We start from the raw sequence: 24,768 nt of genomic DNA on the forward strand, positions 1-24,768 counted from the left end.
GCCACAGAGAGCACAGCTACGGGTCTATCAGATTCTCGATCAGAACATCGGGCGACATATAAACCGTATGTTCTAGAAACTAATATTGACACGAGCCGACGCTCGCGGCTCAATCAAGCCAGATCGACCGGGCCGCCGCTGGGGGTGTGAGAAGCGATCGCCGAGGAATGTCCGTGACCCAATCTTCCGTCTCCACGCCCCGTCCGCTCGAAGGGCTTCGCGTCATAGATCTGACACGCGCCCTCGCTGGTCCCTATGCAACGCTTCTGCTGGCGGGCCTTGGGGCCGAGATCATCAAGGTCGAGGATCCCAAGGGCGGTGACTTGGCCCGGGAGAACAGCCCCTACATAGGCCGGGACGGGGTCACGGTCATGCGGTCGCACACGGACGATCTGTCGGTCTCTCACCTGACCCGCGCACGGGGCAAGAAGGGAATCAGTCTGAACCTGAAGGCGCCGGAAGCGCGCGAGGTCTTCGCCGATCTGGTGCGAACCGCCGACGTGGTCATCGAGAACTTCACAAGCGGGACGGCGAACCGTCTGGGCGTCGGCTATGCAGCAGCCCAGGCCGCCAATCCCGGCATCATCTACTGCGCGCTCAGCGGATTCGGAGCCGGAGGTTCCGACGGGTCCAAGGCGATGGACGTCCTGATCCAGGCCCTGAGCGGCGCGATGTACACCAGCGGCGAAGAGGGTACGCCGCCCGTGCGCATCGGCATTCCCATGGCCGACATGCTGGCACCGGTGTTTGGCGTCATCGGCATTCTGGCCGCTCTCCAGCACCGAGAGAAGACCGGCCTCGGCCAGTTCGTGGATGTGTCGATGCTCGGGGCGCTGACGTCCTTCGTCGCCATCGAGAACTGGCGCGCGATGGAGATGGCGGGCATGTCCGGGCGTACCGGACTGACCGTCCACCGCCTGTCGCCCTTCGGCGTCTTCCGCTGCGCGGACGGCTATGTCGCCATCGTGGCCGTCCATGAGGGGCTAGCCCGCGCGCTCTTCCGGATCATGGGCGAGCCCGGGTTCCAGGACGATCCCCGCTACAACAGCCGCGACGGCCGGGTCGCCAATGCCGTCGGGCTGGAGGCACAGATCGAAGCCTGGACCAGCACCCTGCCGACCGCCGAGGTCGTGCGTTTGCTCGAGGCCGAAGGCGTCCCGGTCGCCCCGGTCCGCCACCCGTCCGAGGGCATGCTGGACCCGCGCGTGGTGGCACGCGGCGAAACCATGGCCGTCAAACATCCCCGCTATGACACCGATGAATCACTGCGCACGGTCGGTGTCCCGATCCAGTTCTCCGAATGCCGCACGGGCTTCGACGATGTCCTGCCGGTCGAAATCGGCCAGCACAATGCCAGCGTCTATGGCGGAACCCTGGGCTATTCCGCCGAACGACTGGCGCAACTGCGGGCCGCGGGCACGATCTGATGCCCATCTCCGACATTGTCGCCGAAGCCATGGCTGGATGTGCGGTCGCTCCATCGGACGTCATCGCCTGCCTCGGATCGGATGCCCCGCGCGAACTGATTGCTGCAGCCGGGCTCGTTCCATGGGCGATCGTGCCCGCCAGCGTTGTCGGCACCGTGGCGCACCCCGGTCTGAGCCACCGATCCCAGGGAATTCTCGCCGCGATCGAGGCTGACGGGTTCGCGCCGCGCGGCCTCGTTCTCACCCATGCCGCCGCCGAGGATGCCCAGCTTTTCGCCGTGCTGCGCGAACTTCACCGCACCGGACGTGGACCCCAGACGCCGTTCGCGTTCGTGGATCTGCTGCATGGCGTGGAAGACGCCGTCCGGCGCTACAACCTCTCCCGCCTCACAGCCTTCCAGGCCTGGCTCGAGCAGAGGGCTGGGCACTCCATCGATGCGGACGCCCTCGAAGCCGCGCGCCAGCGAGAAAATGCCTTCAAGTCACGCCTGGCCGCCCTCTTCACGGCGGGACGTAGCGGCAACACACCGCGGCTGTCAGGCGCCGACGGGCTCGATCTCATTCGCGTCATCAGCCGGGTATCGGGCGCGAAGGCCAGCCGCATCCTTGATGATCTCGACACAGCGTTAGAGGCGTCACCGGTCCTGGAAGGCCGGCGGATCGTGCTGACCGGTTCCCCGCATGAGACCTCGGCCTTGTACCGCCAGATCGAGTCTCTCGGCGCGATCATCGTGGCCGAGGATCATGGCTGGGGTGATCCCTGGCTGGCTGCGACACTGGACGAGACCGTGTCGGTGCCCGAGGCGATCGCGCTGCGTAGCCAATCCCCCGCCTGGCCCAGCCCCATGCAGTCCGCCGACACGCGGGCAGCCGCACTGGCCCTGCGCGCCAAGGCGCTGTCCGTCGATGCCGTGATCCACTGCGGACTGCTGGGCGATGAAGTCGCGCCCTGGGATGTCAAGCCGACCCGCCAGGCCCTCAACGAGGCGGGCATCGCCTTTCTCGCGATTGCCGGGCTCAGCCCGACCGCAGCGCTCGACGCCGAGACCTCCAGCCTGATTTCCCATTTCCTGGCCACCGGCGAAGTCCGTACGCCCGCACCGAAAGTCACGACAGCCCGGCCGTCCCCCGCACCGAAGCCTGTCGAGCGCGAACCAAGGCGTAGCCGCAAGTCGCTGGACTGCACCGCCGATTTTGGGGCCTGGCAGCGCGACTGGTTCGCCGGTGTGCGGGAACAGGCCGCCAGCGGCCCATTCGCCGTAGTCAATGCCGACGCGCCGCAGGAAATCCTGCGCGCCCTAGACATCCCCTATGTCGTAAACCAGTGGTGGGCCTCCATCGTGGCGGCGAAGCAAAAGGCCGGTCACTATGGCCGCCTGCTACGGGCGGCGGACTATCCGTCCCACGTCGAGACCTACAGCGCACAAGGGCTGGCCGCCGCGCTCGACGACCAGCTTGATGACGCGCCATGGGGCGGGTTGCCGACGCCGTCGGCCCTTGCACTGATCGCCGGTTCCGATCCTAGTCCCAGGATCTTCGAGGCCTGGGCGCGCGAAACCGGGGCCGACCTGTTCGTCTTCGACCGCTCGATCGAGAGCCGTATCGACCTCCCCATCGACTGGTGGGACGACATGCCCGAACGCTGGGAGCAGACGCTGGAGCCCGAGCGGCTGGAGCTGATGTCAGCCCAGATCGAGCAGCAGATCACGCAGCTGGAGACCCTGACCGGCCGGACGCTGGACCTGGCCCGGCTGGTCGAAGTCATGAACCTGGTCAACGAGCAGGAGGACTACTACCGGCGCACGCGCGACCTCATCGCCCGTACGCATCCCGTGCCCGTCGGCGTCGTCGACACCATGCCCGCGACCATGGTCCCGCAGTGGCATCGGGGAACGGTCTGGGCACGCGATGCCGCTAGACGATTCTACGAGGAGGTCGCGCAGCGCGCCGCCGACGGCGAGGCAGCCTGCCCGGGCGAGCGCCTGCGCCTGATGTGGGTCGGGCGCGGACTCTGGAGCGACACCGGGTTCTATCAGCGGTGGGAAGAGAGCCACGGGGCGGTGTTCGTCTGGTCGATGTATCTGGGGCTGGCCGCCGACGGCTATCTGCGATCGTTCGCGGGCGAGCACGATGTGATCCGCGCGCTTGCGGCCCGGTTCGTGACCATGGGCGACGAGCTCCGGATGCCGACCTGGTCGGGGGCTTGGCACGTCAAGGAAGCCCGGACCCACGGATGCCATGGGGCCGTCGCTATCGATGACGCCGATCCGCTGGTGCTTGAGGCGCTGGAGCGGGCCGGCGTGCCGGTTCTCAGGATCGCCCTCAACAATATGGGCAGCGGCAACGAGGTCGTCAGTGCTGAAATCGCCGCCTTTCTCGACACCCTGGACGCCGGAAGATCGACCGCAAACGCGGCCGAAACGAGCAAGGGGCGACTTTGAGACTGTTTGGAAATCATACTATTTGCGTTTAAGCGAAAAGACGGCATAGTCAGCGTCAACGGGTCACGGGCATCAAGCCCGGATCATCAAGGGGAGGATGCCATGTTCGTGTCACGATACAGGTCCGCATATGCCGGCGCGTCAGCGCTGGCCTTGTTCGCCGCATTGGCGGTTCCGTCGCTCGCGTCTGCTCAGTCCAACCCCACTCCTGCACCCAGCAGTGAACAGGAGCAGGAAGAGTCAGCTCTCGAGGACATCGTTGTCACAGGCACCAGTATCCGAGGCGTCGCTGCTGCGGGGTCGCCCACGATCGGCGTCGATCGCGACGACATCGTCGCCAGTGGATCCAGCAACGTCAGTGATGCGACCCGCCTACTGCCCCAGGTCTTGAACCTCGGTGCGGACGAAAGCCGCAACAGCTTCAGCGGCGGTGCCCAGGACGCCGCCGCCAACTCCACCGCTGTGCGCAGCGCCAACCTGCGCGGCATCGGACCTGAAGCTACCCTGATGCTGCTGAACGGCCGCCGCCTGGCGCCCAACGGCGTGATCAAGGCGCTCGGCGACCTTGACCAAATTCCGTCAGCCGCCCTGCAGCGCATCGAGGTCGTCACCGACGGTGCCTCGGCCATCTATGGCTCGGATGCCGTGGCCGGGGTGGTCAATCTGATCACCCGCCGGAACTGGGACGGCGCAGAAACCACCGCGCGCTACGGCTTCGCCGATGCCGTGTCCCAGTTCCAGTTCAGCCAGACCTACGGCCGCACCTGGGATCGCGGCGGTCTGTTCGTCGCCTACGAGCACAATGAGCGCAGCAATCTGTCGGGAGCCGATCGCGATTTCGCCAGCCAGAACCGCACCGCGCGGGGCGGCTCCGACGCCCGCCCCTTCACCGCCGCGCCCGGCAACGTCGTCGTCGGCGGCGTGCGCTACGGCCTGCCCAACACCAACGGCGTGGGCGTCACCTCGGCCCAGCTGCTGGCGACCGCCAACCGCTACGACGAAGCGGCGGCCAACGATCTGCTGCCGGAACAGACCCGCGACACCTTCCTGTTCAACATCAACCAGCAGGTCACGGACCGGCTGGAGTTCTGGTACGAGGGCTTTTACACCAAGCGTGACTACGACTTGGCGGCCCCCCCTGCCCTGTTCAGCCTGACGGTTCGCAACACCAATCCGTATTTCGTCGGCCCGGTCGGAGCGACCTCGGCGACCGTAGAGTACCGCCTGCTGGACGACGACGATTCCCACTCGACCGGCTTCGAGAACGCCCAGCAAAACGCAGTTGGCCTGAATGTCGATCTGGGTCACGACTGGCGTCTGGCCGCCTACGCCGCCCACAGCATGAGCCGTGGCTTCCAGGATCGGAAGAACGTCATCAACAACGCCGCCCTGACGGCGGCGCTGGCGTCGACCAACCCGGCGACAGCGTTCAACCCGTTCGGCAACGGGACGTTCAACCGGACCAACAATGCGGCCCTGCTCGACATCATCGACGCCAACCGGGCGACGTTCGGCACCAACATTACCCAGGATCTGTCGGCCAAGATCGATGGTCCTCTGTTTGATCTACCGGGCGGCACCGTGCGAATGGCGCTGGGCGGCGAGTTCCACGACAACGCTTTCCGACAGACCCTGCTGGCAACCAATGTGCTGGCCACGGGCGCGACGACGACCAAGAAGGTATTCAACCAGCGCACGATCAGCTCGGTGTTTGGCGAAATCTTCGTGCCGATCATCAGCGAAACCAACGCCATGCCGCTGGTCCAGCGCCTGGAGCTCTCGGTCGCCGGCCGGTACGAGGACTATTCGGATTTCGGCACCACGACCAACCCCAAGGTCGGCGTGATCTACTCGCCGGGCTACGACCTGAATTTCCGCGCCACCTACGGCACCTCGTTCCGCGCCCCGTCGCTCGTCGACAGCGCGGCCCAGATCCTCAATATCTTCGTCCAGAACATCACCGATCCGACGTCCGGAACGGGGACCACGCGCGGTATCTTCTTCAACGGCGGCAACAACAGCTTGGGCCCGGAAACAGCCAAGACCTTCTCCGGTGGCTTCGACTGGACGCCCGAGTTCCTCGACGGCTTCAACCTGTCGTTCAACTACTACAAGATCGAGTACGAGAACCGTATCGACGTGGCACCGGGTAATGCCCTGGCTCAAGGCACGGTCTATTCGGCCCTGATCCGCCGGCGCCCCGCTGCCACGGACGTCGCCGGCAACGCGGCCTTCGATGCGCTGGTCGCATCCTATTTCGCCAGCCCCGACCTGCAGAACCCTGTGGAGCCGGTCGCCAACATCAACGTCGTGCTCGACGGCCGTCGCCAGAACCTCGGCACGCTGAACCAGGACGGCTATGACATCTCGGCCGGCTATGCGTTCGATACCGATTTCGGGGACTGGCGGGTCGGCGTCGATGTGGCCAAGATCCTGACGGTCGAGCGCCAAGGCGCAGCAGGCCTGCCGGTCGTGGACGTGCTGGACACTATCGGCAACCCCGTCGATCTGCGCGTGCGCGGCTCGCTGAGCTGGAACATGGGCGGCTGGTCGGCGAACGCGTTCGCCAACTACACCGACAGCTATCTGAACACCGCCATCACGCCCAACGTCATGGTCGACAGCCTGACAACCTATGACTTGACCGCGTCCTACAGGTTCGAGGGCGAAGGTATGGCCAACGGTGTCCGGATCTCGGTCAATGCCCTGAACGTGTTCGACGAGGATCCCCCCATCGCCCTGAACGGCACGGTCTCCTGGGACAGCCAGGCGGCGTCGGCGATCGGGCGCTTCATCTCATTCGAAATCTCCAAGAGCTGGTGATCTCACAACAGTTCTCCCAGGGGTAACTTGACGGCGAGCCGGGCGTGTCCTGGCTCGCCGCTTTCTTTCAGAGCCTGCCCATGACCCGCGCCATTGCCGCCCTCTTCGTCCTGTTCGCCACGTATTTCTCGCCAATGTCCGCATGGGCTCAATCAGGTTTCAATAATGGCCCCGCCACGCCGGAGTATTCGGAGCAAGGCGCGACGTCCTTCCACCTGACGATGCGCGATGGTCTGAAGATCGCGATGTCGCTGCACCGGCCGTCGGTCAACGGCGTACCCGTCGAGGGGGCCCTCCCCGTCATCTGGCACCACGCCCTGGATATCGAGTCGGCGGGCACGCGTCCGACCGGTGAAGGCTCGGACGCCCGACGCCCCCTTTCCGACCTGACCCGCTTCGGCTATGTCGTGGCCATCGTGGCGCGGCGGGGCAACGGCGCGTCCTTCGGCACCCGCCGGGGTTATGAGGACTTCACCGAAGGCTTCGACGCCTATGAGATCACGGAATGGCTGGCGGCCCAGTCATGGTCGACCGGCAACATCGGCATGTACGGCTGCTCGAACACCGGTGAGGCGGCGATGCACGCGGTCATCGCCCGGCCGCCGCACCTGAAAGCTGTCTTCGCCGGCTGCTTCGCCTGGGACCGCTATGACGGCCACACGCGCGGCGGCATCATCTCGCAGTACGGCACAGGCCCGACCCGCACCGTCGAGGACGACCTGCGCGCCATGCCCGTCCAGGGCGACGAGGACCGGGTCCTGTTGCGTCAGGCGGCCGAGGAGCATGTCGCTTCGACCAACCTGCTGGCCCTGATGCAGTCCATGCCCTTTCGCGACAGCTGGTCACCACTGGTCATGGCCCGCTTCTGGGGCGAGGTCAGTATCGGTGCCTATCTGAGCCAGGTCCGCGACGGCGGCGTGCCGATCTACATCCAGGGCGGCTGGTATGATGATTTCAGAACCGAAGGATTGATCACTCTGGCGAACCTGCCCGGCCAGGCGCGGATGATCATCGGGCCCTGGCGTCACTGCCTGAATCCGGAGTTCGACCTGCAGGCCGAACAGGTCCGGTTCTTCGACCACTATCTGAAAGGCAAGGACACGGGCATCCAGAACGACGACCCGATCCAGTACTTCACCATCAACGCGCCCGAAGGGCAGCAGTGGCGCAGCGCCAAGGTCTGGCCGCTGCCTGACACGGACAACCGGCGACTGTTCCTGGCCGGGGATGCGTTGGGCAGCGAACAGCCCCGCGCCGCTGGCACCCGTCCGGTCACCGTAGACTACGCTCCGGTCTGCCCATCCGATCCGGTGGAGCCCAACTTCGGCCCCTTCGCCCAGCCATGTCGCTCCTCTGCCGCCAGCGTGACCGTCGCCGCGCGTACCTTCGCGATCGACACGGAGGTTACCGGCAATCCGATCGCCGACCTGTGGATTTCGTCCACATCGCCCGAGCAGCCAGTCTTCGCCTACCTGGAGGACGTCGCGCCGGACGGGACCGTCACCGTGGTCAGCGAGGGCCGTCAGCGCGCGTCGCTGCGCCACGTCGTCGAGGCCCCCTGGAACACCATGGGCACCCCGTGGCGCCGGTCGTGGGCCGAAGATCACCAGCCTCTGGTGGCCGGCACGCCGGTCAAGGTCTCGTTCGATCTTCTGGCCGTGTCCTACGTCTTCAAGGCAGGCCACACCCTGCGAGTCAGCATCACCGGATCGGACGCGCGCGAGCGGGCCCGGGTCGAGGTCGCGCCCGCGCCGACCCTGAGCGTCCACTTCGGCGGCGATACGCCCTCCAGCGTCGTCATTCCGTTCCGTCCCACGGCGGGTTAGTCCAGACCATGGCCGACGTCTTCAAACTGTACATGACCGGCGACCTCGTCCTGGACGAGCCGGACGCCGACACCTTCTTCGATCCGGCCCGCGCCATGCTGGCAGAGGCCGACCTGTTGATCGGTCATGTCGAGGTCCCGCATACGACGCGCGGCGTGGAATCCATAGGCGACATTCCCGCCCCCGCCAGCGATCCCGAGAACCTGCGGGCCATAGGCCGCGCCGGTTTCCACATGGCCAGCCTGGCCGGAAACCACATCCACGACCGGGGGGCCGAGGGCATCGCCGACACGGTCGCCAACCTGACCGAACAGGGCATCGTCTCAGCCGGCGCAGGCCTGACCCTGGCAGAGGCGCGCAGGCCGGCCCTGACGTCACGCGCGGGCAAGCGGGTGGGCCTGCTGAGCTACAACTGCGTCGGGCCGCGCGAAGGCTGGGCGGGTCCGAAGAACGCCGGCTGCGCCTATCTGAAGATCATCAGCCACTACGAACCCGAGGGAGCCAATCCCGGCGGTCCTCCCAAGGTCTACACTTTCGCCGACCCGGACACGGTCGAGGCGATGCAGCGCGACATCGCCGCCCTTCGCGATCAGGTCGATGTCCTGGTTGTCGCGCTGCACAAGGGGGTCGTCCACACCCCGGCACACATCGCCATGTACGAGACCGCCGTGTCCCGCGCCGCGATCGACGCGGGGGCCGACATCGTCATCGGCCACCACGCCCACATCACGCGGGGCGTCGAGATCTGGCGCGGCAAGCCGATCTTCCACGGTCTGGGAAACTTCGTAACCGTCACGCGCGCCCTGTCGGTCGAGGGAAATGCCAGCCCGGAACGCCGGGCCTGGGCCGAGCGGCGAAAGGTCCTGTTCGGGTTCGAGCCCCTGGCTGACTATCCCCTCTATCCCTTCCATCCGGAATCGCGGAACGGGATGGTCGCCGCCTGCCACATCGCGACCGACGGCACGATCAGCGCGGGCTTTCGGCCGTTCTGGATGCTGCCGGGCGGCCAGCCCCGGCCCCTGGGTCAGGACGACAAGGGTCGTGAGGTCGCCGACTACATCATCGACATCACCCGGAAAGCCGGCTTCAAGACCGAGTTCGCTTGGGACGGCGACCGCGTCGTCTTCGACGCGGCCTGACTCCATCCGACGTCAGTCGATGTTCTTGCGCTCGACCGTCCAGCGGTCGTCGGTACACAGGCGGCAGTCCGCGCCGACGAAGGTCCGGCTGGCCGCCGTGTTGCCCAGCAGTTGCCAGTTCAGCCAGTCCTTCATGACCCCGGCGTAGTCTCCGCCGCGCGGCTCGCGATAGGTTCCCCCGTGGCCCGTGCCGATGTCGGCATGGAAGATCGGAACGCCGTCGATGGCCTGGAAGTCGAGGATCGCGTTGGGTTGGGCCTGGTCCGTCGGGCCGCCGGAGACATAGAGGATCGACGTGTGGATCCGCTTCAGATCGTCGATACCCGCCGGCCGATAGCTGCGGCCGGTGCGGGTGTCGTCGGCGGGCGGCGTGCGGATGATGCCGCTATTGCCGATGATGGCCGTCGTCACGCGGGGATCGTCAGCCGCAGCGATGGCCTGAAGCCCGCCGCAGGAATGGCCGATAACAGCGATCTTGTCGGCCGCGATGTACCCCTCGAAGCGGCCCCCGGTGACGTCGTTCTGGGCGATCGCCCAGTCGATGGTCTCCAGGAGCTGGGCCGTCCGATTTTGGGTGGCGGTCTGCATCACACCTCCCCCACCCCCCGGCGTCATCGGCGCATCCGCGCCTTCGATGATCGGACCGCCGGTCACGACCAGATAGCCATAGGACGCCAGCTCGCCCAGGAATTGCGGTGTCATGTTCCCGACGTTCAGACAGGCTCCGGCTCCGTGAGCGACCAGGGGCAGAGGGTGGCCGACGGTGGCCATGTCAGCAGGGCGATAGATGGTGTGGTCCGCCAGCGAGGGATCCATCTCCATCACGACGGGATACGGCCCGCCCAGACCCTCGACGGCGACCGGGGGCGCGCTCAGCGGCGGATTGGCGACTTGGGCCTGCGCGGCCCCCATGCCCGACAGGCTGAGCAGGGCGAGGGTCAACAGCAGTTCGGTCTTCATGGGACATCCTCCGAAGGTCACCCGTCCTGCTCCGATGGCAGCGAGCGTTCAACCATATACTGTATGCAGCACTTACGATCGGCAAGCGTCGGGTCAGACCTGGGCGGGCGACTTCCCGGCGAACAGGAGGCAGCCCACCGCGCAGGCGCTGGTGACGCACAGCATGGCGGCGATCTCGAAGGCGGTGCCGTCCAGCAGCCTCACCGCGATGGTGGCCAACAGAGCGCCCATGCCGAACTGGGCGAACCCCATGACTGCCGCGACCGCCCCGGCGCGCCAGCCCGCCGCCCCCATCGCCTCGGCCGCCGCGTTGGGGCTGGACAGGCCGTTCATGGAGAAGGCGAGGCAAAGCGGGATAAGGAAGGCCGGGATCAGGGCGGGCCACAGCGACACGCTGGCCAGCAGCAGGACGCAGGCCGCCAGGTTCAGCCGGGTCGACCAGATCAGAAGCCGGTGGCTGCTGAACCGGGTCAGCAGCACGCGATTGACTTGGGACCCGATCAGGACGGCCAGCGACCCGGCCCCGTAGAGCCAGCCGAAGGCGGTCGTCGGCACGCCATATCCGTCGATCAGCAGATGGGCCGACATGGTCATATAGATGAAGGTGCCGGCCGCGCCGAAGCCTCCGCACGTCACGAATGCCGCGACCTGACGGTCGCCGAGGATGGCCAGATAACTGCGGAAGGGATGCTCCGAGCGCGCGCGACGTCGCGACTCAGCAGAGCTACTTTCGCAAAGTCGAAGCCACACCACGACGCCCAGCGCGACTCCGAAGGCCAGCAAAACCCAGAAGACCGCACGCCAGCCGAAACCAGCGATGATCCAGCCTCCCGCCAGTGGCGACAGGATCGGGGCCACGCCGAGGATCAGCATCAATGTGGAATAGACGCCGGCCGACTCCTGCGGCGTGAAGCGGTCACGGACGATGGCTCGCGAGATCACCACGCCCGCGCAGCCGCCTAGCCCCTGCAAGAACCGGAAGACAACCAGGGTCGACAGGTTCGACGCGACGATGCAGGCTACGGTCGCGACCAGATACAGGGCGATCCCGAACAGCAGCGGCGCGCGTCGCCCCCATCGGTCGGAGATCGGGCCATAAGCCAGCTGACCGACGCACAGGCCCAGAGAGAAGGCCGCGACCGTGTCCTGCACCCCCGCCGTCGAGCCGTGAAACTCCAGCGCCATCGCCGGCAAGCCCGGCAGGTACATCGCGATGGACAGCGATCCGAACGCGGCCAGCGCGCCCAGCGTCAGCAGCAACTCCAGACGGCCGGTTTCAGGCCGGGACCCCTTCGCTGGTTCAGCCAACCGGCGACGCCGCGTCGTCACTTGCCTCCAGCCGCGCCAGACACAGGGTACGCAGGTCGCCCTTCCTGACCTTGCCCGAGCCGGTGCGCGGAAGGGCCTCCACCACCAGGACGTGCCGGGGCAGCTTATAGCCGGCCAGCCGACTCGCCAGATGAGTACGGACCCGCTCGGCCAGGGTTTCGTCGGCGTCCACGTGCGACATGGCGCACACGCCGACCTCGCCCCAGCGAGCATCGGGCACGCCGACGATGGCGACCTCGATCAGGCCGGGGAAATCGGCCAGCGCCGCCTCGATCTCGGCCGGATAGACGTTCTCGCCCCCGGAAATGTACATGTCCTTGCGGCGATCGACGATGGTCAGATAGCCGTCGGCGTCGCAGACAGCGATGTCTCCGGTCCGGAACCAGCCGTCGGCGGTGAAGGCCCGAGCCATCTCGTCCGGCCGCCGCCAGTAGCCGCTGAACAGATTGGGGCCGCTCAGCAGCAACTCGCCCGGCTCACCCGGCCGCACATCGTTTTCGCTCGCATCCACCAGGCGCAACTCGGTCCCCGGTGCCGGGATGCCCGCTGCCCCGGCCTTGGCCGCGATGATTGTCGGATCGAGCGCCATGCCCAGGACCGTGCCCGCCTCGCTCATGCCGAACCCGTCGACGACGGGTACGCCGGCATCGAGCCAGGCCATGATCGACGCCGCCGGGTGAGGCGCGCCGCCCGTGAACAGGGCGGTCATATGGCCGAGGCGGCTGCCATCGAATTCGGGTTGCGCGCGGATGCGATCCGCCATCTGTGGCACACAGAAATAGTGGGTCACCGCCAGATTCGGATCGGATAGACGGGCCAGCGTCCGCCCCGGCTCGAACCCGTCCGAGACCAACATGACCCCGCCCTGCATCACGATCGGCCGCACGCTCGTGATCAGACCGATGATGTGGAACATCGGGGTGCCGATCAGGATTCGGCTCCGGGCATCGACCTGGCCCAGCAGGCTGAAGTTGATGGCGGTCTGGCGCTGTGCGCGCTCGCTCAGCATCACGCCCTTTGGCGTGCCGGACGTACCCGAGGTAAACAAGATCAGCGACACGCGCTCGGGGTCAGCAGTCTCGGCCAACATCGTGCCGTGCCCGTCGATCTGCTGCGCGAGGTCGTCCAGCGTCACATCGATCGGCGCGAGGTCCCCCAGTGCGCCGTCGCCGACGATCAGGCGCGGCTCGGCATCCGCGACCAGCACCGCGATCTCCGGGCCGCTAAGTCGCCAGTTCAGCGGCACATAGGTCAATCCTGCCCGGGCACAGGCCAGATGCAAGATGATCAGCTCGACCCGGTTCTTCGCCAGTGAGGCGACGCGGTCGCCCAGGCTGCAGCCGTGGCGATGCCTCAGCAGATCGGCGCACCGCCCGACCGCGCGGTCCAGTTCGGCATAGGTCCAGCGTCGTCCCGAGGCGAGGTCGACCGCCGCGAGCGCGTCGGGCTGGCGGCGGGCCTGAAAGGCCGTATCGTCGATCGGCCCCATGGCCCGATCAGGCCGACTTCTGCTTCAGCTCATAGGCCCCGAGGCCGGGCTTGTAGCTCTTGTCGTCGATGAACTGCTTGATGCCTTCCTTGCGGCCCTCGTTGTCGTAGGAGTTCGCCGCCTCCTGCGCCCGGATCAGATAGTCCTCGGCGTTGTCGTAGGTCATCTCCTTGACCCGGCGGACGGCGTCCTTGGTTGCCTTGAGGGCCACGGGATTCTTCTTCAGCAGGATGGCGGCGAGCTCGCGCACGCGGGTCTCCAGCGAGGCGAGCGGCACGCTCTCGTTGACCAGACGCCATTCCGAGGCCTTCTTGCCGTCGATCAGTTCGCCGGTCATTGCATGGTACATGGCGTCGCGCATCGGCATCAGATCGACGACGACCTTTGTCGCGCCACCACCAGGCAGGATGCCCCAGTTGATCTCGGACAGGGCGAACTGGGCCTCGTCGGCCGCGATGGCCAGATCGCAGGAATACAGCGGGCCATACCCGCCGCCGAAGCACCAGCCATTGACCATGGCGATCGTCGGCTTGTTGTACCAGCGCAGGCGACGCCACCACCCATAGGCCTCGCGCTGGGCCTGACGAGTTGCCCCGATACCCTTGGCCTCGGTCTCGCGGAAATACTCCTTCAAATCCATGCCCGCCGACCAGGCCGTGCCCTCGCCCTTCAGCACCAGCACGCCAAAGTCGGTGCGGTATTCCAGTTCGTCCAGGATCTCGCCCATGCGACGGTTCAGGTTGGGCGACATGCAGTTGCGCTTGTCAGGCCGATTGAAGCTGACCCAAGCGATCCCGTCTTCGATCTGGTAGGTGGCAACGTTCGGATCGTCGGTCATGGTCTTGTCCCCGTGGCGTCGTGTCGACGCAGTCGTATTATTGATTAAGTCGGCGAGTGAGCGGCCGATCAGATGGGATAGTGGCCCGGCTGAGTCTCGATCGTGATCCAGCGCAACTCTGTGAATGCGTCGATTCCGGCCTTGCCTCCAAACCGGCCGTAGCCTGAGCCCTTGGTTCCACCGAACGGCATTTGGGCCTCGTCGTGAACGGTCGGGCCGTTGACATGACAGATGCCCGACTTGATCTGTTTGGCGATTTTCAGCCCCCTCGCGATGTCGCGCGTGAAGACCGAAGCCGACAGGCCGTATTCCGTGTCGTTGGCCAGTTCGACGGCGTGGGCCTCATCGCGGGCGCGGGTTACGGCGACTACAGGCCCGAAGCTCTCCTCGCTGAACAGCCGCATGGACGGGGTAACCCGATCGACGACTGTGGCCGGCATCAGCACTCCGGTCGAGGGTCCTCCAGTCACGCTGACCGCGCCGGCGGCCAGTGCGTCGGCCACCAGGCCCTCGACATGCTGGACGGTTTTCAGATCGACGACGGCGCCCAGGGGCGTCTTGCCCTCGCGGGGATCACCGACCGCCATGGTCGCGACCTTGGCCCCAAACTTCTCGATGAAGACATCGGCTACGGCATCGACGACGATGATCCGCTCGGTCGACATGCAGATCTGGCCCTGGTTCATGAAGGCCCCGAAGGCGGCCGCCTTGACCGCCTCGTCCAGGTCCGCATCGTCCAGGATCACGAACGGAGCCTTGCCGCCCAGCTCCAGCAACACGGGCTTCAAGTGTTCGGCGGCCCGTTTGGCCACAATCCGACCGACGGCGGTCGATCCCGTGAAGTTAATGCGTCGCACGGCCGGATGATCGATCAGCGCTCCGACCACCTCGCCGGCGTCGGCGGGAGCATTCGTGACCACATTGACGACGCCCGCGGGGAAGCCCGCATCGGCGAAGGCCTCCACGATCAGGGAGTGGGTGCGCGGGCAGGTCTCCGAGGCCTTCAGCACGACGGTGTTGCCGCACGCCAGCGGCACGGCGATCGCCCGCACGCCAAGGATGATCGGCGCATTCCAGGGCGCGATTCCCAGGACGACCCCGGCCGGTTCACGCAGCGCCATGGCGATACAGCCGGGCTTGTCGGACGGAATCACTTCGCCGCCGATCTGGGTTGTCAGCGCGGCCGCCTCGCGGACCATGCCCGCGGCAAGCATGAGGTTAAACCGGGCCCAGCCCTCCGTCGCGCCGATCTCGTTCTGCATCGCCTCAACGAAGGCATCGGCCTTGGATTCCAGCGCGACCGCAGCCTTGTGCAGCATCGCGCGACGCTCGTTGGGGCCCATACTGCTCCATGCCGACAAGGCGGCCTGAGCGGCATCCACCGCCGCCGACGCATCGGCGACGGACGCCGCAGGAGCCTCGCTAGCCACCTGCCCAGTCATGGGGCTCAGCCGCTGGAAGGTTGCGCCGGACGGGCGAACGAGAGTCTGATTGGACAGAGACATGAGGCCACCCTAACGGTTTGTGTTCTTATAGTTATGGTTCCTAGCAATATCGGTTGTGCGGCTCAAGTACTCTGTTCATGGTGACAGGATGAAAAGCGAAAAAGCCGCGCCAAGGACGCTTGAGCAACCATTTCAAGGGCTCATGGCCTTCCAGCTGCGGCAGGCGTCGGTGCTGGTCACGGCCGATCTGGGCGAGCGTCTCGCAGGCCTGTCGCTGACCATGACCAATCTTTCGGTCCTGCTGATGATCCAGGCCAACCCCGGCGTAACTCAAACCGAGCTTGGCAAGGCGCTGGTCATCCAGCGCGCCAACCTGGCCCCGATAACAGCGACTTTTGCGGCACGTGGGCTGATCAAGCGGGACCAGATCGACGGCCGGTCACACGGCCTGAGCTTGACCAATGCAGGCGCAAACCTGGCCGAGCGTGCGTGGGAACATGTCACGGCGAACGAAATGCATCTGTTGCACCGCATGACTGCCGTGGAACGTGCCGCCATCGTCGGCCTGTTGCAGTCGCTGCGACCCAAACAGCCAGGCCACCTCCAAGGCTCGCCTCTGTGATCGTAAGTGGCTAATACAGTCTTGTGGACGGGGTTGTTCGTCCACCCTGGCACCTTCTCCCGTCAACCCGGACCCGCGTCACGATGAAGACCAAGACCCTTGCTCCACTGACCGAGGAAATCGGCAGTGCCAACGCCGTTCTAAACTTCGATGGGCTGGACGAGGTATTGGGGTTTCATGTCCGGCAGGCCCAGGGGACAATGCATCGCCGCCTGATCGAGACCCTAGCTTCCATCGACCTGACCCAAAAGCAGGCGGGAGCCCTTTGGCTGGTGGGGGCCAATCCTGGCACGTCGCAGATCGGTATCGGCGGCGCGCTGCGGATGGACCGGGCCACGACCATGGCCATCATCGATCGGCTGGAGGGCCGCACCCTGGTCGTGCGCCAACGTTCGACGGTCGATCGCCGCCGCCACGAGCTGTACCTTACGCCTGAGGGACAGAAGCTGCTGGTGCAGGTCAAGAAGCTGTCACGCGAGCACGAGTTGAAGTTCTCGGAACGGTTCACGGCCGAGGAGCTAAAGAGTCTGATCGACCTGCTGGGTCGCATCTACGGCTGAGTATCGCCTCGCGAGCATTGTCAGCCCAAACTGATTATGCTGTCAAAGCCGCTTAACCAGCGTGCCGGCATGCCCAATTCCAGGGTCCATACTTAATGGCGTCAGCGGAGCAAGTTCGGTCTGATTCGGATCAAGCCACACTTGCCGCGTGGCCGTCGGGGGACTCGGAGAGTGGATGGTCACCGGGTCATCTCCGGGATTGTCCAAATGCTTCAATCGGGTGCGCGCTGGCGTAACTGCCCGGCGGAGTACGGGTCGTACACGACAGTCGACAGCCGCTTCATCTGTGGAGGCGGGACGGCGTCTGGCATGGCATCTTCAAAGTCCTGACCGGCCATAACGGAATCCACTCCTCGGCGGCGATCGACACGACCTCGGTCCTCTTGGGCCAGATAGAAGGAATATCGCCGCTTCGCTGCGCGATACGACAAGCTCGCCACCAGGTTCCTCTCCGGCGTCCTCATCACAGCCATCATCGGCTACCGGGCCAAAAGAGTCCGGACCGCAACGCAAGGCGAACGCCGCCCCAGGTCGAGGCGGCGGTGCCGGGGGAACGGGCAATAAACTCGATCGACCCAGAAACCGTCAGCCATGTCCCCGAACACACGTCAGCTATCTCGCCGGGCTGAACACCGGCGCGAACGGAGAGGTGAGTTCAGGCCGCGACGACCTTTGCGATTGCCGCGAACCGCGAGGCCGCCTCACCGTCGGGATCGGCGACGACCACCGGCACGCCCGCATCCCCGCCCTGTCGCACCGAAGCGGCGAGCGGCAGGTCGCCGAGGTAGGGGATGTTCAGGCGCGCGGCCTCGGCCTCGGCCCCGCCGCGACCGAAAACATCGCCGGACATGTTCTCGATCAGGCCCAGCGTCGGGACGCCGACCTTGGTGAACAGGGTGTGGGCGCGGCGGGCATCGGCGAGGGCGACCTCTTGCGGGGTGGAGACGATGACGACGCCGTCCAGGGGGGTCTTCTGGATCAGGGTCAGCTGGATGTCGCCGGTGCCGGGGGGCATGTCGACGACCAGGATGTCCAGCGGCGCGTGCTCCGTTCCCCAGCGGGTCTGGGTCAGCATCTGGGTCAGGGCCTGGGAGGCCATGGGGCCGCGCCAGATCATGGCGTCGTCGGCCTTGGTCAGGAAGCCGACGGACATGGCCTTCAGGCCATGGGCCAGATGCGGTTCGATCATGCCGTCGACGTAGTCGGGCTTTCCCGACAGGGCGAGCATGGTCGGGATGGACGGGCCGTGGACGTCGGCGTCGAGGATGCCGACGCTCAGTCCCCGCGCGGCCAGGGCGCAGGCCAGGTTGACCGCGACGGTGGACTTGCCGACGCCGCCCTTGCCGCTGGCCACGGCGATGACGCGGCGGACGTGGGCGGGGCGGTCAGTCGGGACGGGGGCCCGGGGCCGGCCCTGTTCGACGGCGGCGGGCGACAGGCCGGCACCGCGTCGTGGGCGCGCGGCGGGCGCGGACTCGGCGGTCAGGATGACCGAGACCCTGGTCATGCCGGGCATGGCCCTGAGCGCGGCCTCGGCGGCGTCCCTGACGGGGGCATAGAGGGCGGTGTCGGAGGGGGCGACCTCGATCACGAAGCCGGCGCGGTCGGCGGCGACGGTCAGACCCTGTGCCACGCCCGACGCGACCAGACCCCGGCCAGATTTCGGATCGGGGATGGCGTCAAGGACAGCGACGACGGCGTCTTTGGTCAGGGGGGCGGGGTCGGTCATGCGCACTCAGGCTTGCAGGCGGGGTCGGGGACTTCTATCGCCCGCACAGACCGCCCGCGAGTACGCATTTGCCCGATCGCCAGATCACATTGATCGCCGGCCCGACCGCCTCGGGCAAGTCGCGGCTGGCGCTCGACATGGCCGCCCGAACAGGCGCGGTCATCATCAACGCCGACAGCCAGCAGCTGTACGCCGATCTGAGGGTGCTGAGCGCAAGGCCCTCGGTCGAAGACGAGGCGGCGGCTGAGCACCGGCTGTACGGAGTGGCCGACGCGGCCGACGCCTGGTCGGTCGGGCGCTGGTCACGGGCCGTGCTGGAGATCCTGGCCGAGTTGAAGACACAGAAGCGGCCGGCGCTGATCGTCGGCGGGACGGGCCTGTATTTCACCGCCCTGACCAAGGGGCTGGCCGACATCCCCGAGGTGCCCGCTGCCGCGCGCGAGGAGGCGATGGCGCTGTATGACACCGAGGGGGAGGCTGCGTTCCGGCTGAGACTGACCGCGCTGGATCCGCCCGCCGAGGCCGCCATCGCGCCGGGGGACCGGCAACGGTTGACCCGGGCCTGGGCCGTCGGGCGGGCGACGACTCGGTCGCTGTCGGACTGGCAGGCGTCCACCCATCCGCTGCTGGCGCGCGAGACCTATGACCGGATTGTGGTCGAGCCAGAGCGGCCGGATCTCTATGCCCGCTGCGACGCGCGGGTCGGGCTTATGGTCGAACAGGGCGCGCTGGAGGAGGTGCGGGCGCTTGTGGCGCGGAGCCTCGACCCTGCCCTGCCCGCGATGAAGGCGGTGGGTGTGCGGGAGTTCGCAGGCCATCTGAAGGGTGAGACGACGCTGGATCAGGCCATGACCGCCGCGCGTCAGGCGACGCGGAACTATGCCAAGCGCCAGCTGACCTGGTTCAGGAACCAAACGCCGGACTGGCCCCGGGCCTGAGACGCGCCGGAACGACACAGACCCCGCAGGTGTTTGCTACAGACAGGGGTTGGTGGAGGGTTCGATGAAGAAGCGATTTTTGGCAGTGGCGGTCTTGGTGGTCGGAGGCCTGGCCAGTGCCGGGTGCGCGACGACGGACGGTTATGCGTCGGCGTGCGAGCGCGACTATGCCTACAACCGGGACCGGGCAACGGCGTCGGGAGCCCTGCTGGGCGCGGCGGCCGGGGCGGCCATAGCCGGGCCCGGCGACCGGGAGCGCGGGGCGGCGATCGGCGCGGCGATCGGCGGGTTGTTGGGGCGTGAACTGTCAGCCGAGGACGATCCCTGCGGTTATGGCTTCGGCGGGTACAATCGCGACGGCCGATATGGACGCGAACGCGTCTTCTGGCAGGAAAACGGAAGGCGCTGGTAGGATGAACGAGCACGAGATCGACGATCACGGCCTGACGCCCGGCGACCCGGCCGACCCGGCGTTCGGCCAGCATCACGACGCGACCCTGTGTCCCGAATGCGAAGGCGTGGGATCGCTGACGACCGGCGAAACCTGCCCCGTCTGCGAGGGCACGGGCAAGGCGACGGGACGGACCGGCGGGGGCTGATCGCGGTGCCCCTTGGAACCGGGGGCGCAAGCGCCTATATAGGTCGTGCCGGGGCTTGCTCCGGATATGGCGATAAACGCGCTTGTAATAAGCGGACCGGACCCGGGTGCGATTCCCGGCGGCTCCACCAATCGCTCCTCGTTTTCGGGGGAGATGCGGGGCCGACTAGCATCGACGGACGTGTAAAGAAGACTGCTTTCGCTCGTCCTGGCCCACCGTATCGGGCCATTTTCTAACTGCGAACGATAACTTCGCTGGAGAAGTCCGCCTCGCCGCGTAATGCGGTTCGGTTGATTTCGAATCTTAAGTCCTGAGGGTTCAGATCCTCAGGCGGGGCCGCCGGAGGGCCTGCCAACAGAACCTCCGGCACTTTCCTCACATCGCGACTTTCGCAGACTGCCTCGCGCCGCTATCAGTCGCGCTCGCAGACCTTGAGGATCAGATGGCGGAACAGACCCCGGTCGACGAGATGAACTATGACGCGCTGGCGCAGGATGCGCTGCGCGGCGTGGTCCGCCTGGCGCTGGAGCGGGCGCAGAGCCCCAGCGGCATCCCCGGCGAGCACCATTTCTACATCACCTTCAAGACCCGGGCGAAGGGCGTCAGCGTGCCGCCCGACGTCATCGCCAAATACCCCGACGAAATGACCATCGTGCTGCAACACCAGTACTGGGACCTGGCGGTCGAGCCGGACCTGTTCTCGGTCATGCTGAAGTTCGGCGGGATGCCCAAGGTGCTGACCGTGCCCTATACGGCCGTGACTCGGTTCTATGACCCCAGCGTGAAGTTCCTGCTGCAGTTCGAGCCGCCCGAAACGCCGGCCGAGCCGGTCCTGACCCTGACCGAGGCCCCCAAGCCGACCGAACCCCGGCCGTCGGGCGACGGTGACGGCCCCAAAGTCGTGTCGCTGGACCAATTCCGCAAGAAATAGCCGTCACAGCGGTCTTTTCCGATGCGCCGATCCGGATAAGCTGGTCTGCGCAGAGGTGCGGGGGCGGTGATGACGGGATCGAGCCGGCGAGCGTGGACGGCCCTGCTGGCCTTCGGCGTGGTGATGGCGGCCGGGGCCCCTGCCGTCGCCCAGAGCCGGTTATCGGATTGGTCGGGTGCGGTGATCGCTGCGGACTGGCGGACCAGTGGCGGCGAGCCGATCCAGGCCTTCGACAATGCGCGGCGCGACCTGACGGCCGGACTGCTGGCGGCGGGTTTGCAGCGCGACCGCCTGTATGACGCGACCCTGAGACCCGACGTGGCCGAGCCTGTGACGGCGACCGAAGCGATCCAGGGCGTGGCACAGGTCGCGGCCGGGGCGACGGGCGGATGCCTGCTGTATTTTACCTCTCACGGCTCACCGGAGGGGATGGTGTTCGGCGCGGACCGGACGCTGAACCCGACGGCCATGGCGACCCTGGTGCGACAGTTGTGCGAGGCGCGGCCGACGGTGGTGGTGGTCTCGGCCTGCTTTTCCGGCATCTTCGTGGACGCCCTGGCCGGGCCGAACCGGATGGTGATGACGGCGGCGAGGCGGGACCGGTCGTCGTTCGGGTGCAGCGAGGACGCGACCTATCCCTATTTCGACGGCTGCGTGATCGAGGGGCTGAAGACGGCGTCGGACTTCATCGCCCTGGCCAACGCGGCGCGGGGGTGCGTCAAGCGGCGCGAGGAGGCGGAAGGGCTGTCGCCGGGGTCGGAGCCCCAGGTCTCGATCGGGGCGAACATGCAGTTCCTGCTGCCGACGGTGCGGTTCGAGCATCCGCCCGGATAGCAAAAGACCCCGCCGGATGGGCGGGGCCTTCAAGGGTCAGAACAGCGTCAGTGGGGCTTTTCGCTCCAGCGGGCCTTGGCGTCGTCTTCGGTGACGTTGAGGTGGACGTGTTCGTCGACGTGATCGACCCAGCTGACGGGAATCATGTGGTGTTTGAAGCCGCCGGCGAAGTCGAGCTTGGCCAGTTCGATGGTGTCGCCGTGGACGTGATCGACGCGGCCGACATGGCCGCCGTCGGAGCCGACGACTTCGAGGTGTTCCTTGATGAGCGAGGCGTCTACCATGGGGGTGTCTCCTGTCCTGATGGCGTGGACTTTCAACGCGGTAAGGGGATCGGGGTTCACGGCGGAGCTTGAACAATGGGCGAGATCGTCAATCTGAACCGGGCCAGGAAGGCGCGCGACAAGGCTGCGGACAAGGCGGTCGCCGTGGCCAATCGCGCCGCGCACGGCCGGACCAAAGCCGATCGTCAGAAGGCGGAGGCCGAGCGCGACCGGGCGGCGCGCCTGCTCGACGGCGCCAAGCGGGAGGACTGAGCGTGGGTGGCTGGTCCCGAAATCAGAAGATGAACCTGGGGCTGATCGCCCTGCTCGCCTTCCGGCGGGCCAGGGCCGAGCAGGCGCGCCGCGTCGCCAAGGACGGGGCCACCAAGGGCGGGGCCGTCGCGCCTGTCACGCCGCCGAAAATGAGGCGCGGCTGGTTCCGCTGAGGCTCAGGGCGCCTTCGGTGCGCGGATGACCAGGACCTGGCCCGCGATGACCAGGATCAGACCGGCCAGCACCGTCCACTGAAACCGCGCGCCCTCGAAAACGAGGGAGATCACCGTGGCGATGACCGGGGTCAGGGCCCCGATGTAGCTGGCCAATGTATAGCCGTGCGAGCGGCCGAGGTTCAGGTACAGGCCGAACGCCACGACCGAACCGAACACGGACAGGTACAGCAGCGAGCCGATGTAGGCCGGGCTGAGGTCGATCGTCCAATGCACCCCGGTCAGCAGTCCGACCAGCGCCAGACCGGCGACGCCGTAGGCCATGGCCCAGGCCGTGCCCGGCAGGACGTTCGTGCCCCTGCCCTGCCCCTTCCAGGCGAAATAGTTTCCGGCGGTCGAAGCGACCGAGGCACCCAGGGCCATGGCGATGCCGACCATGCCGACGGGACCCAGGTCCGCGCCGATCAGTTCACCCGCCGAGATGACCACGACACCGACGGCCCCAAGACCGGCGCCGATCCAGACGGGCCGCGCGGCGGTCTGGCGCTCGACCACGCGGAACATGATCAGGTTCATCAGGGCCATGCTGGCGAAGGCGACGGCGACGATGGCCGAGGCGACGCGCATCTCGGCCTCATAGACCAGGGCGTAGCTGGCCCCGAAGGCCAGTATGCCCTGGGCCGCGGCGCACAGGTGCTGGAACCGCGACAGCCGGATCGACTGTCCGGTCGCCTTGGCCATCGCGAACAGGACGATCGAGGCCAGGCCGAAGCGCCAGACGATCGAGGCGATCGGATCGACGACCCCGAGCTGAAACGTGATCGCATACCAGGTCGTGCCCCAGATCAGGGCGCAGACGACGACGCTGGCCACGGCGACGGCCATGGGAGAGGGTTTGAAGGTCAGGGACACGGGGGAGGTCTCGGGACGGCTGGACCCAGCCGATGAACGTCGCTGGACCGCGATGCAACCGTCAATGTCGCCGCGCCGACATCAGTGCGGCTTATGTCAGATCAGGCGGCGCGCAGCTTGAGGGCCAGCAGGGTTTCCTGGGGCACGGCGGCATAGACCGTGGCGGGACGCAGGCCGAGGCGGGAGCGTGCAGCCACCAGCGGTTCGGCGAACAGGGCCTCGTAGTCCAAGGCCGGGAGCCAGCGCGCGGCGCGGCCGTGCCGCCAGGCCTGAAGCACCGCCTTGCGGGCCGGGATGGAGGCGTTCTCGCGGTGGATCTCGCGCGCGGCGCCCCAGCCGATGAATCCGAAGCCGAGATTTTGCGTCTGGCCGTAGGAGAAGGAGACTACGCACGCCTCGCCCAGCGCATCCGTGCCGTACCCCGTCAGCACGTGCCAGATGTCATGCACGTCGCGCAGGCGGCGCGAATACCAGAGGTGCGGATGCGGCGCGTCGGTGAAGGGAATGACCTCGCGTTCGACCTCGGCCAGGCCGTCGGCCGTGAAGCCCCTCGTCTCGCGGAACTCGCGATAGGCGGCACCGACCGTGCCGGGCGCGAAGGCCGCAAGCCAGACCGGATCGTCGAGTTTCAGTGCCAGCTCGTCGCGTAGGAAAGCCTGGCGACCGCCCTCGATCGAGGCCAGCATCCGCGCATAGCCCCGGGCGATCGAGCGGCCGCTGAGGGCGCGCATGATCTCGAACACCTGAGCGGTGTCCTCCTTGTCGCGGATCAGGCGGCGGAAGGCGGCGAGCGCCTTGAGCGGACGCAGCTTCTGTGGCCGCACCCGACCGAAATCATCCGAGAATTCGACGGTGGTCATGGGATCGTCCCCGTGGGATCAAACACAACATACATGAGACTGATCGGCGTTAATATGGGTTCAAGTCGTCGCAATCGGAGGCAGGGATGCTGAAAAAGCGGTCGGTCTCCTTGTCGGGTCATGCCACCTCGGTCGCGCTAGAACCCGAGTTCTGGGCGGTGCTGGACGCCATCGCGGCGGAGCGCGAACTGAGCCAGGCCGGGTTGCTGGCCTGGATCGATCAGACCCGTGGACGCCGGCCGCTGGCCTCGGCCTGCCGGGTGCTGGCGTTGAGCTGGACGGCGGAAAAAAACACCGTTTGACAATCGCTTGGGGCGGCGCATTGTTCGCGCAATCGGGGTCCATTAAAGCGGGCTA

The 24,768-nt window shown here is 66.7% G+C and carries 24 protein-coding genes and 1 other RNA gene; 16 read left to right on the plus strand and 9 right to left on the minus strand.

The features are described 5' to 3' along the window. Positions 1–167 precede the first annotated feature (167 nt). The 5 genes from O5K39_RS15175 to O5K39_RS15195 all read left to right on the plus strand — a co-directional run bounded on the left by O5K39_RS15175 (position 168) and on the right by O5K39_RS15195 (position 9,656). Positions 168–1,427: a CoA transferase gene (locus tag O5K39_RS15175; protein WP_271144441.1), complete on the plus strand. Its 1,260-nt coding sequence runs from the start codon at positions 168–170 to the stop codon at positions 1,425–1,427. After that, positions 1,427–3,868 carry a 2-hydroxyacyl-CoA dehydratase family protein gene (locus tag O5K39_RS15180; protein WP_271144442.1) on the plus strand — a complete coding sequence of 814 codons (2,442 nt, stop codon included), beginning with the start codon at positions 1,427–1,429 and terminating at the stop codon, positions 3,866–3,868. Before O5K39_RS15175 ends, O5K39_RS15180 begins: the two co-directional genes overlap by 1 nt. Before the next feature lie 102 nt (positions 3,869–3,970). Further along, a complete protein-coding gene (locus O5K39_RS15185) occupies positions 3,971–6,691 on the plus strand; it encodes a TonB-dependent receptor (protein ID WP_271144443.1) in 2,721 nt (906 codons plus the stop codon). 80 nt (positions 6,692–6,771) lie between these two features. Next, positions 6,772–8,517 carry a CocE/NonD family hydrolase gene (locus tag O5K39_RS15190; RefSeq protein WP_271144444.1) on the plus strand — a complete coding sequence of 582 codons (1,746 nt, stop codon included), beginning with the start codon at positions 6,772–6,774 and terminating at the stop codon, positions 8,515–8,517. An 8-nt stretch (positions 8,518–8,525) separates the two neighbouring features. Continuing rightward, complete coding sequence (locus O5K39_RS15195; protein ID WP_271144445.1) at positions 8,526–9,656, plus strand: CapA family protein; 1,131 nt, start codon at positions 8,526–8,528, stop codon at positions 9,654–9,656. Positions 9,657–9,668: 12 nt separating this feature from the next. Here the strand turns inward: O5K39_RS15195 and O5K39_RS15200 are convergent, their stop codons facing one another. The 5 genes from O5K39_RS15200 to O5K39_RS15220 form a co-directional block, all read right to left on the minus strand. After that, a complete protein-coding gene (locus O5K39_RS15200; RefSeq protein WP_271144446.1) occupies positions 9,669–10,616 on the minus strand; it encodes an alpha/beta hydrolase in 948 nt (315 codons plus the stop codon). Between the two features lie 93 nt (positions 10,617–10,709). Beyond that, positions 10,710–11,924 (minus strand): multidrug effflux MFS transporter, encoded by a 1,215-nt coding sequence (locus O5K39_RS15205; RefSeq protein WP_271144447.1) that lies wholly within the window; start codon positions 11,922–11,924, stop codon positions 10,710–10,712. Then, complete coding sequence (locus O5K39_RS15210) at positions 11,917–13,434, minus strand: AMP-binding protein (RefSeq protein ID WP_271144448.1); 1,518 nt, start codon at positions 13,432–13,434, stop codon at positions 11,917–11,919. Before O5K39_RS15210 ends, O5K39_RS15205 begins: the two co-directional genes overlap by 8 nt. Positions 13,435–13,441: 7 nt before the next feature. After that, positions 13,442–14,272 carry a p-hydroxycinnamoyl CoA hydratase/lyase gene (locus O5K39_RS15215; protein ID WP_271144449.1) on the minus strand — a complete coding sequence of 277 codons (831 nt, stop codon included), beginning with the start codon at positions 14,270–14,272 and terminating at the stop codon, positions 13,442–13,444. A 68-nt stretch (positions 14,273–14,340) separates the two neighbouring features. Beyond that, on the minus strand, positions 14,341–15,777 hold the full coding sequence (locus O5K39_RS15220) for an aldehyde dehydrogenase (protein ID WP_271144450.1): 1,437 nt from the start codon (positions 15,775–15,777) through the stop codon (positions 14,341–14,343). 55 nt (positions 15,778–15,832) lie between these two features. Between O5K39_RS15220 and O5K39_RS15225 the strand changes: the two genes are divergently transcribed. Together O5K39_RS15225 and O5K39_RS15230 are read left to right on the plus strand one after the other, a co-directional pair. Continuing rightward, positions 15,833–16,339: a MarR family transcriptional regulator gene (locus O5K39_RS15225; RefSeq protein WP_271144451.1), complete on the plus strand. Its 507-nt coding sequence runs from the start codon at positions 15,833–15,835 to the stop codon at positions 16,337–16,339. An 83-nt stretch (positions 16,340–16,422) separates the two neighbouring features. Then, positions 16,423–16,899, plus strand: a complete 477-nt coding sequence (locus O5K39_RS15230) for a MarR family transcriptional regulator (protein WP_271144452.1) — start codon at positions 16,423–16,425, stop codon at positions 16,897–16,899. Between the two features lie 655 nt (positions 16,900–17,554). Here the strand turns inward: O5K39_RS15230 and O5K39_RS15235 are convergent. Then, the gene (locus tag O5K39_RS15235; RefSeq protein ID WP_271144453.1) at positions 17,555–18,628 is read right to left on the minus strand and encodes an Mrp/NBP35 family ATP-binding protein; all 1,074 of its coding nucleotides are present in this window, start codon (positions 18,626–18,628) and stop codon (positions 17,555–17,557) included. Between the two features lie 68 nt (positions 18,629–18,696). On the opposite strand from O5K39_RS15235, the gene miaA reads away from it, so the two are divergent. The 6 genes from miaA to O5K39_RS15265 all read left to right on the plus strand — a co-directional run bounded on the left by miaA (position 18,697) and on the right by O5K39_RS15265 (position 21,930). After that, the gene (miaA, locus tag O5K39_RS15240; protein ID WP_271144454.1) at positions 18,697–19,566 is read left to right on the plus strand and encodes a tRNA (adenosine(37)-N6)-dimethylallyltransferase MiaA; all 870 of its coding nucleotides are present in this window, start codon (positions 18,697–18,699) and stop codon (positions 19,564–19,566) included. Between the two features lie 64 nt (positions 19,567–19,630). Further along, on the plus strand, positions 19,631–19,978 hold the full coding sequence (locus tag O5K39_RS15245) for a glycine zipper 2TM domain-containing protein (protein ID WP_271144455.1): 348 nt from the start codon (positions 19,631–19,633) through the stop codon (positions 19,976–19,978). A 1-nt stretch (position 19,979) separates the two neighbouring features. Further along, on the plus strand, positions 19,980–20,165 hold the full coding sequence (locus tag O5K39_RS15250; RefSeq protein ID WP_271144456.1) for a hypothetical protein: 186 nt from the start codon (positions 19,980–19,982) through the stop codon (positions 20,163–20,165). Positions 20,166–20,173: 8 nt separating this feature from the next. After that, positions 20,174–20,536: a transfer-messenger RNA gene (ssrA, locus tag O5K39_RS15255) on the plus strand. A 71-nt stretch (positions 20,537–20,607) separates the two neighbouring features. Beyond that, positions 20,608–21,096, plus strand: a complete 489-nt coding sequence (locus O5K39_RS15260) for a ClpXP protease specificity-enhancing factor SspB (RefSeq protein WP_271144457.1) — start codon at positions 20,608–20,610, stop codon at positions 21,094–21,096. A 69-nt stretch (positions 21,097–21,165) separates the two neighbouring features. Beyond that, entirely contained in the window at positions 21,166–21,930 is a 765-nt protein-coding gene (locus O5K39_RS15265; protein ID WP_271144458.1) for a C13 family peptidase, read from the plus strand. A 47-nt stretch (positions 21,931–21,977) separates the two neighbouring features. Here the strand turns inward: O5K39_RS15265 and O5K39_RS15270 are convergent, their stop codons facing one another. Continuing rightward, on the minus strand, positions 21,978–22,214 hold the full coding sequence (locus O5K39_RS15270; RefSeq protein WP_271144459.1) for a DUF2171 domain-containing protein: 237 nt from the start codon (positions 22,212–22,214) through the stop codon (positions 21,978–21,980). 75 nt (positions 22,215–22,289) lie between these two features. Here O5K39_RS15270 and O5K39_RS15275 point away from each other — a divergent pair, with 75 nt between their 5' ends. Both O5K39_RS15275 and O5K39_RS15280 read left to right on the plus strand, forming a co-directional pair. Next, the gene (locus O5K39_RS15275) at positions 22,290–22,466 is read left to right on the plus strand and encodes a DUF4169 family protein (RefSeq protein WP_271144460.1); all 177 of its coding nucleotides are present in this window, start codon (positions 22,290–22,292) and stop codon (positions 22,464–22,466) included. Positions 22,467–22,495: 29 nt separating this feature from the next. Next, on the plus strand, positions 22,496–22,639 hold the full coding sequence (locus tag O5K39_RS15280; RefSeq protein ID WP_271144461.1) for a hypothetical protein: 144 nt from the start codon (positions 22,496–22,498) through the stop codon (positions 22,637–22,639). Between the two features lie 3 nt (positions 22,640–22,642). Here the strand turns inward: O5K39_RS15280 and O5K39_RS15285 are convergent, their stop codons facing one another. Next, on the minus strand, positions 22,643–23,551 hold the full coding sequence (locus O5K39_RS15285; protein WP_271144462.1) for an EamA family transporter: 909 nt from the start codon (positions 23,549–23,551) through the stop codon (positions 22,643–22,645). A 101-nt stretch (positions 23,552–23,652) separates the two neighbouring features. Beyond that, complete coding sequence (locus tag O5K39_RS15290; protein ID WP_271144463.1) at positions 23,653–24,411, minus strand: Coq4 family protein; 759 nt, start codon at positions 24,409–24,411, stop codon at positions 23,653–23,655. A gap of 86 nt (positions 24,412–24,497) precedes the next feature. On the opposite strand from O5K39_RS15290, the gene O5K39_RS15295 reads away from it, so the two are divergent. Beyond that, entirely contained in the window at positions 24,498–24,713 is a 216-nt protein-coding gene (locus O5K39_RS15295; protein ID WP_271144464.1) for a ribbon-helix-helix domain-containing protein, read from the plus strand. The last annotated feature ends 55 nt before the right edge of the window (positions 24,714–24,768 follow it).

Origin of the sequence: Brevundimonas sp. NIBR10 (genome assembly GCF_027912515.1) — a bacterium.
In the GTDB taxonomy this organism is placed as follows: Bacteria; Pseudomonadota; Alphaproteobacteria; order Caulobacterales; family Caulobacteraceae; genus Brevundimonas.

Coding starts and splice junctions, on each gene's coding strand:
- O5K39_RS15175 (WP_271144441.1), top strand. CDS start 168: ATGTCCGTGACCCAATCTTCCGTCTCCACGCCCCGTCCGCTCGAAGGG.
- O5K39_RS15180 (WP_271144442.1), top strand. CDS start 1,427: ATGCCCATCTCCGACATTGTCGCCGAAGCCATGGCTGGATGTGCGGTC.
- O5K39_RS15185 (WP_271144443.1), top strand. CDS start 3,971: ATGTTCGTGTCACGATACAGGTCCGCATATGCCGGCGCGTCAGCGCTG.
- O5K39_RS15190 (WP_271144444.1), top strand. CDS start 6,772: ATGACCCGCGCCATTGCCGCCCTCTTCGTCCTGTTCGCCACGTATTTC.
- O5K39_RS15195 (WP_271144445.1), top strand. CDS start 8,526: ATGGCCGACGTCTTCAAACTGTACATGACCGGCGACCTCGTCCTGGAC.
- O5K39_RS15200 (WP_271144446.1), bottom strand. CDS start 10,616: ATGAAGACCGAACTGCTGTTGACCCTCGCCCTGCTCAGCCTGTCGGGC.
- O5K39_RS15210 (WP_271144448.1), bottom strand. CDS start 13,434: ATGGGGCCGATCGACGATACGGCCTTTCAGGCCCGCCGCCAGCCCGAC.
- O5K39_RS15215 (WP_271144449.1), bottom strand. CDS start 14,272: ATGACCGACGATCCGAACGTTGCCACCTACCAGATCGAAGACGGGATC.
- O5K39_RS15220 (WP_271144450.1), bottom strand. CDS start 15,777: ATGTCTCTGTCCAATCAGACTCTCGTTCGCCCGTCCGGCGCAACCTTC.
- O5K39_RS15230 (WP_271144452.1), top strand. CDS start 16,423: ATGAAGACCAAGACCCTTGCTCCACTGACCGAGGAAATCGGCAGTGCC.
- O5K39_RS15235 (WP_271144453.1), bottom strand. CDS start 18,628: ATGACCGACCCCGCCCCCCTGACCAAAGACGCCGTCGTCGCTGTCCTT.
- O5K39_RS15245 (WP_271144455.1), top strand. CDS start 19,631: ATGAAGAAGCGATTTTTGGCAGTGGCGGTCTTGGTGGTCGGAGGCCTG.
- O5K39_RS15250 (WP_271144456.1), top strand. CDS start 19,980: ATGAACGAGCACGAGATCGACGATCACGGCCTGACGCCCGGCGACCCG.
- O5K39_RS15260 (WP_271144457.1), top strand. CDS start 20,608: ATGGCGGAACAGACCCCGGTCGACGAGATGAACTATGACGCGCTGGCG.
- O5K39_RS15265 (WP_271144458.1), top strand. CDS start 21,166: ATGACGGGATCGAGCCGGCGAGCGTGGACGGCCCTGCTGGCCTTCGGC.
- O5K39_RS15270 (WP_271144459.1), bottom strand. CDS start 22,214: ATGGTAGACGCCTCGCTCATCAAGGAACACCTCGAAGTCGTCGGCTCC.
- O5K39_RS15275 (WP_271144460.1), top strand. CDS start 22,290: ATGGGCGAGATCGTCAATCTGAACCGGGCCAGGAAGGCGCGCGACAAG.
- O5K39_RS15280 (WP_271144461.1), top strand. CDS start 22,496: ATGAACCTGGGGCTGATCGCCCTGCTCGCCTTCCGGCGGGCCAGGGCC.
- O5K39_RS15290 (WP_271144463.1), bottom strand. CDS start 24,411: ATGACCACCGTCGAATTCTCGGATGATTTCGGTCGGGTGCGGCCACAG.
- O5K39_RS15295 (WP_271144464.1), top strand. CDS start 24,498: ATGCTGAAAAAGCGGTCGGTCTCCTTGTCGGGTCATGCCACCTCGGTC.